The organism is Arthrobacter sp. NPDC093128, from assembly GCF_040683875.1.
Classification (GTDB): domain Bacteria; phylum Actinomycetota; class Actinomycetes; order Actinomycetales; family Micrococcaceae; genus Arthrobacter.
Window position 1 is genome coordinate 15,020 of sequence record NZ_JBFBEY010000026.1, and the last position, 13,356, is coordinate 28,375.

Genomic DNA, 13,356 nt, shown 5'->3' on the forward strand with positions numbered 1-13,356 from the left:
CCCTCTCGCGGTTACGGCCCTACGCACGAGCGCCTTGCCGCCAAAACGTCGGCGGCAAGCAAGTTCGCCACGGCCTCCTCCTCGAGGGCGAGGCCGCATTCGGCCATGCCGACCGCCAGGTTCGGATCCCAAGGGGATTCGGCTGGTAGTCCCGCCAGACGAAGCGAAGGCCTCCCGTCTCGCACAGCGGCACGGTAGTCGGCGTCCGTGTAGCGCCACGGCACCCACTTCACGTGCGCGCTGAGGGAGCGGGCGATCCGTAGACCTGCCCAATCAAAGTCACCGTGATAGCGACATTCTGCGCCTTCCCCGGCGAGTCTTTTAAGCAGCTCCACGACCGCCGTGCTCGGCTGGCCAGATGTGCACACAAGGACTGGTCCTCCCGCGCCGGATGTTCCGGCCACGGCTGTAATTCGCGCCCAGCGGTCGGCCACGACTTCGACGACCGTCGGGTTCTCGCAGATGTGAATGACGCTACCGTGCGGGAGCGCTTGTACTCCGCCGGAGCGCACTTGGTCGAGCGTCAGGAGCACGGGCATGCGGGCTGCCCGCATGGCTTCCAAGGAGCTCGCCGTCGCCGTTCGCGATGCGTGACCGACAATTTCCGAATCAGCGGAACTCACTCCTGGGACGCCCAGGCACAGGACGGTTGAGGCCAGGTTCGACAGCACGACTCCTGCAGCAGCCCATACATCGCGGGGAGACGACTCTCCGTCCGAGACCGCCTCGTCAGGCAGGAACGCCGCCCGGATCACGGAAACGCCCAGCCGGCCGAGCGGTCTCGAGACGTCCAGAGCGTGAGCGTCACCTACCGCTCTTCGGGCGAGGATGGCCAGCGGCTCCCCGTGCGCCGGCAGCAACTCGAGGACCGCCGCTAACATGCTCACCAGGTCCGCACCCACCGCAGGCGATGGTGTCGCCCCGGTCCGCGCCGCTTCGGCCCTCGCAGCCCGCTTGAGTCCACCGGCCGAGCACCAGGCGTCCCACCAGACTGGGAGCCGAGGGAACCTGGCAGCCGCCGGAGCTAGGCCATCGCGAGCTACGTCCCACGCGGCTGCTTCCCCTTCCCGCTCAGCCCTGCGGTCGACCACCGGCCCGGTCAGTGTCTCGACGGCGTCGGCCAGGCCAGCGGGCCATGGTCCACGGCGCAGGATCTGTTCAACATCGGTGAGGTCCACCCGCAGTGCCGTCCCGGCTCGCTTCGGCCGTCCGACGAGCCTCATGGCAGCGGAACGTTGCTCGGCGGTTGCCGCGTTCAATTGGACGACGCCCCTGAGCGGCTCTCCCCCGGAGTCGATGATCCGCCCGCGCACCCTAGCGACGAGCCAACCCATCTCGGCGACGCCCAGAAGCCGGTCCAACGCGGTACGGTCTCCGGTTCCCGCGGTCATCGGCACGGCTGGCTGTTCTGCGGTCATCCGAACAATGCCGGCTCGTCAGACGGAACCGGGGAGGGGCCCCCGGCATGGGCCGTTCCATCCACTTCGCCGACCCGGTGCCGTCGTCGGCCGTCCCACCGCCATCGGGTGACGCCCACGGCGTCGACCCCCTCCACGCGGGAGAGTTGTGCGATCGAGAGGCCGGGCACCTGCGGATAGCAGGCCCACTCACGCTCGCTGGTCATTACCACGTCAAGGTCGAAGGTGGCCAGAAGCCCCAGCGATTTGGCTCGGGAGTCATCATCCACACCAGCAAATGCCTCGTCGAGCAGGATGAGGCGCGGCGCATGTCGGCTGGCCGAGTTGTAGTGGGCCGATGCGGCGGCGAACAGCGGCACCGAGACCGTCAGCGCCTTCTCACCGCCTGATGCCGGACCGGATGCCGGCCGCCACTGCCCGTTCTGCCGCCGCTCGACCACGAAGGTATGCCACTGCCGGTAGTCGAGGGCCTGCTCCAGGTGCTCCTGCCAGCCACCGGTCGGGTCGGCCTCACGGACCTCCGCGATCTGCGTTTGCAGAAAGTCGCCGATCGCAACGCGGTCCTCGGGCGTCCACGTGGCGTCGGAGCGGATCATGAGGCCCTTGGTCGCCGCCAGCCCGGCCGGACCGTCGGCACGCTCGCGCCACCGGACACGCAGCTGCATGCCGGTCGAGGTCTTGCGCTCGGCCAGCTCGCGGTTTATCCGGTCGATCTGCTCCTCTGCCGTGAGAAGCAGCTCGTGCAGATGACCGGCCACTTCGTTGACCAGATGGTTTTCGAGGATCTCCCGCTCGCGGGCGCTGAGCAGGCGCTCACGGTCCGCGACGTCTGCCGCCAGCATGTCCGCCAGTCTGTCGACGTCGACCTCGTCGTGCAGGTAGCGCACCCGTGCCACCAGCACCTCGCCGCGTTGCTCGACGAAGGCGGTGTGCCCGTGCCGACTCATCTGCGCGGCCAGCTCCGTGGACGCGCTGGAAACGCGTTGCTGGACACGGCCCCAGGCGTCGTCGGACTCATCGACCTCGTGCAGCTGCTGCTCGACGTTGCGGGACAGGCTCACGGCCGCGGTAATGTTCCACTCGTCGGGCGCATCGGGTGCCGGTACGGCGAGGTCGGGCAGCGCGACCCGCAGTAGGCCCGTCGCGGTGAAGGCCCTCAGGCTGCCAATCTTCTCCTCGCGCGAAGTCGCGGTCTCCTCGCGGCGCCGTTTGAGCTCGAGAACCATCTCCTCCGATCGTCCGCGTTCCGCTGCGGCTGTGAGTTGTTCCCTGGCGATCTGCTTGAGCTTTTCGGCCACGTTCCTGAGGGCAGCTGTGATCTCGCCCAGCCGTGCCTGAAGCTCGGCCACTGATGCTCCGACGGTGGCCTTCAGCGCCTCGTACTTAGATCGCAGGCTGATGGCCTGGGCCTTTAGGCCACGGTGCTCGGACTCCTTCCGTTCTCGAAATTCATTCGCCTCGGCGGCGCGCTCGATGGCTTGCTCCCGGGCAGCCGCCGCCTCGGCCAGGGCGCGGACTGCGCTCCGCACTTCCGCCAGTGCCTCGGCATAGGCCGAGACGGCTGCTAAGGCGGCACCGTTCCCGGCGACCGTGGTGCTGACCCCGAGTTGCGCGGCCTGCTCGGCGAGCTCGTCGTTGGCCTGATCCGCTTCTTCGGCTGCACTCTCCCAGGACTCGAACGCTTCGATCACCTTCTGCTGGGCCCGTTCCACTTCCCGTTGCGCAGTGGCGACGCGATTGTGCGCCGAGTCGAGCGCGCGTTCAAGCTGCATTGGATAGCCCGCACGTTCGGCCCGAACGTCCTCGGCCTTCCGGTTGGCATCGGCGACCCGCTCCTGTGCAGCGGCACGCTTGTCCTCTAGTGCCTCGGCGGAGGCCCGCATGGTCGCCAGTAGCTCGCGCCGGTTAGCCTCACGGGCACCGGCGCCCACGAACTCGGCCCGCTCTTTGGACCAGGAGCCACGGGCGGGGCCGGATCCCCAGCGCCCATCGTGGTCCACCCACATGGCGGCCCCTGACGTATCGCCCCACCCAATTCGGTCGAGGATGGCCATGACAGCCTCGGTACTGACCGCGTCGTCGGGCCCGGCGGCGGGTAACAGCACTGCCGCCAGCGATGGACGCACTTCAAGGCCGTTCGGGCCGAGCACGACGTCGCCATCGACCTGCACGGTGCCGTCTGGGAAGACCCAGGCGTCGAGCAGCCCGGCCGACTGCAGGGCCGCCTCTATGCCCGCCCGATCGGCATCAGAAACAGAGTCGGCGAAGTCTGTCAGCCGCCACAGCGGCGCGCCTTGCCGGGCCGCCCGGGGTCGATGATCCCGTCCGGGAGCTAACGGCGGCTCCGGATCACGACCGTCCTCCAAAGCAGCAATCTCTGTGCGAGCCTTAGCTAGCTCGTCGGCAAGCCGCTCCTCCTCGTGCTCGGCCGCGACCCGCTCCCGCCCGACCCGGTCCAGCGCCTCGGTGGCGGCGGCCTCCACCACGGATCGCAGGGGCGATTCGCCCAACATACTCCTCGCCCACCCCTCAGAGAGGCCGGCGAGCTCGTCCACACCCATATCCAGGACGGTGGCGGTAAGACCGTCCAGGTAAGCCCGTACACCGTCGCTATAGGCGTGAACGGCCGTCTCGACCGTCTCGTGTGCGGCCCGCAGATCCTCGGCACGCCAGGCCACGTCGGCCTCGGACACATCGAGCAACTGCCGCTGATGAGCGGCAGTCGACGCGGCCTGCTGCACCGCCTCCACCAGCCGACGAACGTGCGTCACCTGGTCACGCCGCCGAGCCACAGCCCGGCGAGCAGCATCGGCATCGGGCGCGATCACCGCGTGCTCCGTCTGCAGCCCTGCCGCGAGGGCCAGTTCAGCCGCCGCCGCATCCTGCCGCTTGGCTTCGGTATCCGCCTCCTCGTGGCGACGAGCCGCAGCGGCGTCGGCCTCACTCTCCTTCCGGGCCTTGACGGACGCCTGCCCTGCTTCGCTGCCGACGCCCGTGGCCCGGAGCTCCATCTCTTTTGCGTCGCGCGAGGCCTGGTCCAGGCGGTCGGCATCGCGCATCTCGGGGCTTGCCCGTAGCGCCTGCTCCTGCCCCTGAAGGGTACTCTGCGACTCCTCTCTTTCCTCCTGCCGCCCGGCTAGCCGCTCCACCTCGTCCACAGCGGCAGCCAACTGCTCCTCGGCTTCGCGCAGGTCACGGCCGGCGTGCTCGTAGGCCGAGTTGGCCAGCCGCACCGCAGTCGTGTGCCGCCGGGACGCCACCTTGGCGTAGACGCGATAATGCCGAAGGAAGCCCTCTGCCGCCGTGAGCGTCTCTTTGGCTTCCGCAATACCGGCTCGCTCCTCCTCCAGGGACCGGAAGGACTCTGCGACGTCTGCGACCACGGCTTGGTCAAGTGGCGCGAGCGCTTCGGTTAGTGCCGCCGACAGCGCCTTTTCGTCAAGCTTCTTGGACAGCTGCGGCTGACGCAACTGGATCAGGAGATCGATGAGGGCGGCGTACCGCTCCTCTCCCAGCCGGAACAACGTCTCGTCCACCGATCGCCGGTAGGCCTCCTGAGTGGTCTGGACTTGCCCGTACCCGGTGGACGTCAGCTCGTCACGGAGGCGTTCCTGGCTCAGCACCGTACGGTTGTGGTCCAGCAGGCGCAGGTCTCCGATTCGGCGCGTACTGGTGAAGTACCACGTCTTGACGATGCCGCGGCCCGCAGCTGCCTTGAGGCCGATACCCATCGTCGTGAAGTGCTCCGTTCCGTCGGCGTCCACGCGCCCGAACTCGAACCAGGAGTAGCCGGTTCGCTCCGGGTTCCGGTGGGCGCCGCCCAGTAGCAGGTTCCACTCCATACGCTTTTTGGGATCGGCGTCCGGCTCCACACGTCGCGGCGCGATCGAGCCGTCCAGCAGGAACGGTAGTGTCAGGGCCAGCACCTTTGACTTTCCGGTCCCGTTGTTGCCGCGCAGGAGCAGGCGCCCGTCGTGGAACCAGAACTGCTCGTCGTCGTAGTAGAACAGGTCCACCAAACCGAGCCTCAGGGGCTGCCAGCGCTCGTTGCCGGGGTGGGGTAAGACGCCGTCTAACCCCACCCCGTGTGCCTGGGCCAGATCGATAGCTCCATCGAGGCTGCTCATCGTGCTCTCCTCTCCGTGATGATCGCGGTAGTCACGGCGAAACGCCGAAGCGCCGGCAGTGGGTCTGCGACCGCGCCCGGCCCGTGGCCCGTGACCCGTACCAGTCCGAGACCTACCAGACGGTCGAGTGCCTCGGCAACGATCGCATTCTCCGCTCCCGGGTCGTCTTGCGCCAGTAGGCCGCATAGTCCTCGGCCAGCTCTCGTAACCGTTGTCGAAGGGCCGCTACTTGGGCAGAACCCGTGGCCGCCAAGTGCTCGGCCAGCAGCAGCGTGGCGTGCCCGTCGGTGCCCTGGTCCGGCATCCGCACGTCGGTGAGCTGGTCGTCCGGGTCCACCAGTGCGACACCTTCGGCTCGCAGCTCGGGCACCAGCCCGGTGGCCTCGGCCAGGCGGCGGGTCAACTGCGCCCGCTGGCCGATGAGGTAGCTGCGCTCGTCGTCGGGCAGCTCGTCGTAGTAGACCACCGGATCACACAGCAGACGCCGCGAGACCGCATGCCGCAGCCGTCTGGTGGACTCGTCTTCGGTATACGCCGGCGGCGGCTCGTGCAGGGCTGCCTCGATTCGGTCGATCGCCGGCGCGGGGCCAAGCGCGGAACCGACCAGACCGGGCCCGTGGACGGTCGACAGCATCGTGGCCAGCACCCGCCGGTGGACGTCGTACAAGGCATCCCCGTCCGCCGACACGTACAACTCCTCGTCGCCCGCCACCCGGATGAGTACCCCATAGCCCAGCAGCAGCAGCCCAGCAGCAGCCGGATCGCCGCCACCAAGTCGGAGCGCTCCTCCCGACCGCGCAGGGTGAACTCCACACCTTCCAGACCCGGCTGGCGGGCCGCGAGCACGACCTCTTCGGCCAGTCGGCCAAGCGAGATCTGCGGGTCGGACCGTAAAATGGGTAAGGCGTGGGATCAGGGAATGGCGCCGTCAGATCCAGCCTCTGCCGTTTGAGTTCCAGGGACAAGCTAGTCCGGCTCGTCGAGCCGGACTAGCTTGTCCCTAGGACGCTTCTCACAGGCGCCTTCCCATGTGACGCAGCCGCGGTAGGGCATGCGTGTGCAACGGGAGCCAATCGTTCAGGGCTACAGGGTTTCCCAGGAAAGGGCGATCGAAGTGAGAAAGCACCCTCCACGGGATCGTCGTCTTTTGTTCGCTGTCTCGAACAACCACCCGGCCAACGCCTTCTCAGTCATAAGCGGAGCCACCTCAGGCAGTTGAGGCTGAGCCATACGGCCGGCCGCCGCCGTTGGCGGGTTTTCATTTTTCATGCCTTGTGAGAGCGCTCAAAATTCCCTGCATGCTTTCAGCCATGTACTCGGCTATGACTGCTTGCGACACAGGAAGGTCCAGGACGAAGACGCCCTTGCATCCGTCATCAACCCAGTGCCTAAGCTGGTCAAGGTCAGCCAAACTGCGGGCTTTCAGACCTGCAGCGCCAAATGACCGCCCGACGGCGGCGAAGTCCACTTCATCGATCAACATTGCCTCGCTGTGGAGCCCCCGTGAAGCATACTGGTGCAATTCAGCGCCGTAGGCTGCATCGTTGAACACCACAATGATGCCGCTGTGAACCGTGCGGATCATGGTCTCCAGCTCGGGCAGGGCCATGAGCGCACCTCCGTCGCCAGTGACCAAGACGGTTGTTCGCCCATTGCCCACCTGCGCGGCGCCGACGGCCGCCGGGAGCCCCAGTCCGATCGTCTGGAATGCTGTCCCCACGAGCATCATGCCTTGAGGATCCGGGGCCGAACAATACATAGGGATCCACCCGGAGAAATGGCCTCCGTCCTGCACGATAGTGCGTTGCGCAGGGAGGATATTCTCCAGCGCCTTGGCGAAGGTTCTGGGATTGAGCCGCCCGTCGGCTGCGTATTCCTGGGACGCTGGCTCCTCCCGGATCCGCCCGTCCGCGACCTGTTGTGCTTTGTCGCGCCACCGGTTCGAAGGGTTTGGAGAGATCCATTCCAGCAGCGCCTGGCTAAAGGCGGATGCGTCAGAGCTTATGAAGCGGTCTACCCGCTGGTGGGTTGCGGCGTGCAGCGTGTCCACTTGGATCAACGTCGCGTCGGGCGCGATAAGCGTGCCGTAGCGCATCTGGAACGTGTTCAGGCTTGCCCCTACAACGAGGACAACGTCGGCCTGGCGCATGATCTCGATCGATGGAATTCGCCCGAAGCCGCCGGCTATCCCGAGGTCCCACTCGGACTCGAAGATGTTGCGTGCCATGACCGAGGTAGCGAAGAGCGCGCCCAAGCGGTCACCTGTTTCGCGCAAGGCGGGACCCGCCTTGCTGGTCACTGCCCCACGCCCTGCAATTATTAGGGGTCGAGCGGCACGCTGCAGTAGCCCCGCGGCGACGCCTACTTCTATGGCGTCGGGCTGGGGTGTTGGGGGGACCGGCACGCCCGGCAAATCCAGCTGCGTTGGTGTGGGCAGCGAAGCAAGATCATATGGGATGGCTACGATGACCGGCACACGTTCGGCGGAGGCGATTTTGTAGGCGTTGCGGGTGACGGCTGCAGCGGTGTGGGCTTGTACGGTGAATGTCCGCACTCCGAGTCCTTCAGCGATTTTTTCCTGGTCAACGTCCCATGGCCGTATCCCTGTGGTCGGCGCGTCGCCGACCACCAGCACGAGCGGAGTGCGGGCCAGGCGCGCCTCAGCCAAGGAGGTAAGGGTGTTAGTGAATCCGGCACCGTAAGTTGCCGTGGCCGTGGCGATTTTTCCTGACGCCCGGTGATAGGCATCGGCCATGGCAACGGTTCCCTGCTCGTGCCTCGCACTAATGAAGCGGTGGCCTCTTGCGGTGAGGCTGCTGACGAGGAAGGCATTGCCGTTGCCCATGAGCCCAAATACAACTTCGCTGTGTTCCGCGACTACATCGGCGATGGTGTCGGATACGGTTCTGTCCTGAATAGTCACGCTGTTCAAGATGGCCTTTCAAATGGTTGGAGGAAAGATCTTTCCAGGGTTGAGGATTTTCCGGGGATCGAGAACGGCTTTTATTTGCTGTTGGATTCCGAGTAGGTCCGCGCCGAGTTCGTCACCTATCCATTGGCGCTTAAGCAGGCCGATGCCGTGTTCGCCGGAGAGGGTGCCGCCAAGTTCAAGGGCGTAGGCAAACAGTTCGCCTGCAGCCTTCCAGATGTCGTCGGGAACTGTATCGCCCTGGTACACGAATGTTGGATGCAGGTTTCCGTCGCCCGCGTGGCAGGCGGTGGGGATCATGATGCCGAATCGGTCTTCAAGTTCCAGCACTTTGCGGAACACGTCAGTGACCCGGTCGCGGGGCACTGCCACGTCTTCAACCAGCATCATTCCCATGGATTCAAGGGCGGGAAATGCTTGGCGACGGATATCGACAAGACGCGAGGTCTCGTCCGGGTCCGTGGTTATGCTGGCTTCCGCACCCGCCGCCTCGATGATGTCCGCAACCCTTGCGGCCTCTTCAAGGGCAGCCGCCCCGTCGCACTGGATCAGGAGGTACGAACTTCCCTGCGAGAGGAGGCTCTGCCCGGTGTAGGCGCTGACGCATTCGAGGGTCCGGCGGTCGAGTAGCTCCATGATGGCAGGCACAAGCCCGGCGGCTGTTATCGCCGCCGCAGCGTCAGCTGCCTCTTCGATCCCGGAAAAGAACGCACCGATGGTGGCGGTCGGGCCCGTCGGTACCGGCTGCAGTTTCAGCGTACATTCGACGATGATGCCCAGCGTCCCCTCGGAACCAATGATCAGGGCGCAAATGTCGTACCCAGTGACCCCCTTAACCGTCCGATGCCCTACGGATATCAGACGTCCGTCGGCCAGAACGACCTTCAGGCCGAGGACTGCTTCCCGGGTGACACCGTATTTCGCGCACAGCAAGCCGCCTGCGTTCATGGCTATGTTGCCGCCCACTGTGGAGATGTCCTTGCTCGCAGGATCCGGGGGCCACCATAAGCCGTATGCGGCCAGTTCTGTGTTAAGTTCGCCGTTGAGGATTCCCGGCTGAACCACTGCAAGGCGGTTGGCTTGCGAAATTTCCAAGATGCCCCGCATAGAGTCCATGGAGAGCACTATTTCGCCATTTCCGGCGATGCCCCCACCGGCGAGACCCGTCCCGGCCCCCCGCGTCACGACCGGAGTGCCGGTTTCGTGCGCTATGCGGCAAACAGCCTGAACGTCCTCAACGCTTCGTGGATGAACCGCCGCCATGGGGACTCCCGGGGAGACATGGCCGGAGCGGTCGGTCTGGTATTGCCTGAGCTCGTCACGGTCGGTCACGACCATGCCGGGGAGAGCCTCCAGCAACAAATTCATGGCGTTCATGTGATTGTCCTTTTCATACGATGAGTTCACTGAGCCAGGAGCAACCCGAGTCAGGCTCTCGCAACGGCTCCGTCGCGGCTTGGGGCGTGAGTGCGCTTGTCGAAAATGGTTCCCCCTACTTCCTGCTCGGCCTGGTTCTCGATGCCAAGGTCTATGCCTTTGCGTTCACGGATGACGAGCACGGCGCCCGTTGACACCAGAGCGACAACCAGCAGGTATGCGGAAACAGAAGTGGTAGTCCCGGTGGCTTGAACGAGTGCGGTGGCGATGGTTGGAGCGAATGCTCCACCGAGGATCGAGCCCAGAGCATAGGAGATGGCGACGCCGGAGAACCTGACGGAAGCCGGAAAAAGCTCGCTGTACAGGGCGGCCTGCGGGCCGTACGTCAGGCCGAGGCCGACGGTTAACATGGCCAAGCCAAGGACCATTGCCCAGACATTCCCGGTGTTGATTAGCCAGAAAAGCGGGAAGACGGTGACTATGAGGCTTGCGTAGCCTATGAGATAGGTCTTCTTACGGCCGATGCTGTCAGCCAGTATGCCTGCTGCGAGCGTGGAGATGAACCAGAAGACAGCGGAAGCAGTTACAGCAAGCAGCACTTCAGTGCGGTCCATGGCTAACCCTTTGGGATTAGTGGAGTAGTTGAGGATGTATCCACCGGTGGTCATGTAGCCGGAAGCGTTGTTGCCTGCAAAAACCAGCGCGGCGATGATGACCAGGAGCCAATGCTTCCTGAACAATTCGACGATTGGGACCCGGGTCTGCTGTTTCTTCTGCGCAATTTCCTCAAAGACCGGGCTTTCGTCCACACTGCGACGGACGACGGAGCCAACGATGATCAGGACGAAGCTAAGCAGGAACGGGATGCGCCATCCCCACTCGACAAAGGCGGCGCCCGGGGAGACCACGCCGGACATCAGGGCCAGTACACCGGAGGCAAGGAGCATGCCTAGAGGGACGCCCAGCTGCGGGAAAGCGCCGTAGAGACCGCGCTTGCCGCGGGGTGCATGCTCGACTGCCATCAGTACAGCGCCGCCCCATTCACCGCCGGCGGAAATGCCCTGAAGAATGCGCAGGAGCAGCAGTAGGACCGGCGCGATGATGCCTGCCGTCTCGTAGGTGGGCAGCACGCCGATCAGCGTTGTCGCGGCGCCCATAAGGATCAGGGTAAATACCAGCATGGCCCGGCGGCCGAGCTTGTCGCCGAAGTGGCCGGCCAGAAAGGCGCCTAAGGGCCGGAAGAGGAAGCTTAGCCCGATCGAGGCGAAGGAGATGAGGATGCCGATATCGCTTCCGGCCGGTTCGAAGAAGAGCTTGGCGAAGACCAGACCTGCGGCGTTTGCGTAAATGAAGAAGTCGTACCACTCGATCGTGGTTCCGATTATGGTGGCAAACGCCACCCGGCGCCGTTCTTGTGCCGGGTTACGCTGCGTGTATGACAGAGCGCTCATGGTGTTCCTTCTTTCTGGCCGGCACGTCGATGTGACCGGGTTAAAAGTGGACTTTCGGGTGGGTGATTGGGTGCGGCATCACGGGCCGGCCACTTCCAGGCTTCGATAATCCAGCGGGGCTAAGGGCAGCCCTCTATCTAGCGGCAGGTGATATGGGACAGCCATGCCGTAAGGGCGGTCTCACCGCTGGCGTTTGGCACTTTTCCGCGGGCGGTGTTTTCGAGGCCGCCATATGGTTCCGAAACCCGGAGTAAGCCAGGACTTGGCTGAAGAAGGAGGCACCGCGTGGGATAACACTTTTGGGCTCCTTTGCACCAATGCGGTTATGTGATACCCAGAAGTATGGCCTGCGCGATGGTGGGCAAGATATGTCCAAATGTGAGAAAACCGGGTCGTTCTTTGGCCAGAATGGACAGCCGGAGGCTACCATTCCAAAGGGACCTGGGGCGTCGATAACCGTCCGGAGCTGTGGGTTTCATGCGTTTGCTGCGCGTTGGCGTGTTCCGGGTTAAGCCGGAGGAACATCCAGGCGGCCAAGCGTCCGTCCGGTTCATCGAGGGACAACTCGAACAGTTCCGTGACCCGCCGCAACCGGTAGCGCAGAGTGTTGGAATGAAGATGAAGGCCTGCGGCTGCTGCGGACACGTTCAGTCCGTTTTCGAGATAAGCAAGGATCGTCTTAGCAAAATCGGTCCCGTGGTTTCGGTCGTAGTCGATAACGGCGTTGACGGAGAGCAGCGATATCCGGCTTGCTGTCAGGGCATCGGCTGCCCGCTTTAGGGTCGCTTTGATCCGGATTTCATCAAAAGTCCCGACGCCTTCTCCATTCTCCACAATCCACCGCGCCGTTTCGAGACTCTCATTTTTGCCCTCAGGGACATCGACGGATTGAGAACTCAACCCGACGGCGACGTCCAGATTCAAACTCTCTCGGCTTCGCCTGACAACGGTTTCCGCGATCATCCGGGCGCCGTCCTCCGATCTGGATTTGTCCAGAGGAAGGAGCCCGTAGACGACATCGTCAAGAACTGCGCAACCACCTCGAGGCCAGGCGGACACGATGACGAAGGTGAGAGCTGCTAGGCGTTCGCGCATCATTGCGTCGTCAGCGAGGTCCTGGTCTTTAGGCACGACAGCCAAGACCACACAAGGTCCTACATCCCGTGCAGTCTTAGTGGAATGAGGCTCCGCGCGACCCAGCAGTTTCGCTCGTACGTGGCTCTCGCCCACTCTCCAGGCCGAGGACGCAGCGGTGGAAGCATAGCGAAGGAGGTGTACGGCGGCCGTTTTCGCTGCGGCCGAAAGGACGGCCTCGAGGTCCGTCAAGGTGGCATCTGAAGGAATGATGACCCAGACCGATCCCAAAAATGTGTCACCGGCCCTGACCGGGGCCGCCAACCGCGGCAGTGTGCCGGGGCTCTCCATCCGCCTGACCTCGCCCATCCTCCAGTGCCGGGCCTCAGTGTGCGACCGGAGGAACTCAGGCGGGACCTTCCGGCCGAGAATGCCGTCCGTCCGGACACTGTCTATCGGCTGGGAGGGCTGGGAGGAATAGGCGACGATCTGACCGTAAGCGTCCATGATGGCAATAGCTCCCCCTGCCGCTATGGACGTGGTCTCTGCCAACGAAAAGAGATCCTGAAGGAAGCCGTCTGCGGACTCAGCCGCTGCGAGCCCGTAAGCTTCCATCGATGCGGAAATCTGGGTAAGTGCCTGATACCAACTTATTGACGGATCAATGCCAAGAATTGCAATACCGAATTCCCGACCCGCGGCAACCACTTCCACAGCGTTATCGCCATCTGAAAGCTTGAGAACCACGGCAGCTCCGCCGCGACTGGCAGCAGCCCGCATCCACCGGAGTGGGGCCCCAGTATCGCTGGCAGCCTGCGACACCCGGACATCGGGAGGCAGAATGATCAGGTCTCCGGGGTGTATTTCCATCCCATCCTCAGCGACGACCACTCGATGGAATTCGATGTCGAGACCGTCCGGAGTGATTAGTCCGGACAGAACGTCCCGACCCAGCCCAGCCAATAGTTGGCCTATCTGCA

At 64.3% G+C, this 13,356-nt stretch carries 7 protein-coding genes and 1 pseudogene; all 8 read right to left on the minus strand.

The genetic code is table 11. The annotated features are described in order from the left end of the window. Nucleotides 1-11: 11 nt before the first annotated feature. A complete protein-coding gene (locus AB0N24_RS23140; protein ID WP_364129615.1) occupies nucleotides 12-1,418 on the minus strand; it encodes a TIGR02679 family protein in 1,407 nt (468 codons plus the stop codon). After that, on the minus strand, nucleotides 1,415-5,545 hold the full coding sequence (locus tag AB0N24_RS23145; RefSeq protein WP_364129618.1) for a TIGR02680 family protein: 4,131 nt from the start codon (nucleotides 5,543-5,545) through the stop codon (nucleotides 1,415-1,417). The genes AB0N24_RS23140 and AB0N24_RS23145 overlap by 4 nt, the downstream gene beginning before the upstream one ends. Nucleotides 5,546-5,657: 112 nt before the next feature. Next, nucleotides 5,658-6,290 carry a TIGR02678 family protein gene (locus tag AB0N24_RS23150; RefSeq protein ID WP_364129712.1) on the minus strand — a complete coding sequence of 211 codons (633 nt, stop codon included), beginning with the start codon at nucleotides 6,288-6,290 and terminating at the stop codon, nucleotides 5,658-5,660. 14 nt (nucleotides 6,291-6,304) lie between these two features. Next, a pseudogene (locus AB0N24_RS23155) lies at nucleotides 6,305-6,442 on the minus strand (DUF2398 family protein); the annotation flags it as partial. A gap of 361 nt (nucleotides 6,443-6,803) precedes the next feature. Beyond that, nucleotides 6,804-8,468: a thiamine pyrophosphate-binding protein gene (locus tag AB0N24_RS23160; RefSeq protein ID WP_364129621.1), complete on the minus strand. Its 1,665-nt coding sequence runs from the start codon at nucleotides 8,466-8,468 to the stop codon at nucleotides 6,804-6,806. 18 nt (nucleotides 8,469-8,486) lie between these two features. Then, the gene (locus AB0N24_RS23165) at nucleotides 8,487-9,851 is read right to left on the minus strand and encodes an FAD-linked oxidase C-terminal domain-containing protein (RefSeq protein WP_364129624.1); all 1,365 of its coding nucleotides are present in this window, start codon (nucleotides 9,849-9,851) and stop codon (nucleotides 8,487-8,489) included. Nucleotides 9,852-9,901: 50 nt separating this feature from the next. Then, nucleotides 9,902-11,302: an MFS transporter gene (locus AB0N24_RS23170; protein WP_364129625.1), complete on the minus strand. Its 1,401-nt coding sequence runs from the start codon at nucleotides 11,300-11,302 to the stop codon at nucleotides 9,902-9,904. 423 nt (nucleotides 11,303-11,725) lie between these two features. Then, complete coding sequence (locus AB0N24_RS23175; protein WP_364129628.1) at nucleotides 11,726-13,123, minus strand: helix-turn-helix domain-containing protein; 1,398 nt, start codon at nucleotides 13,121-13,123, stop codon at nucleotides 11,726-11,728. Between the last annotated feature and the right edge of the window lie 233 nt (nucleotides 13,124-13,356).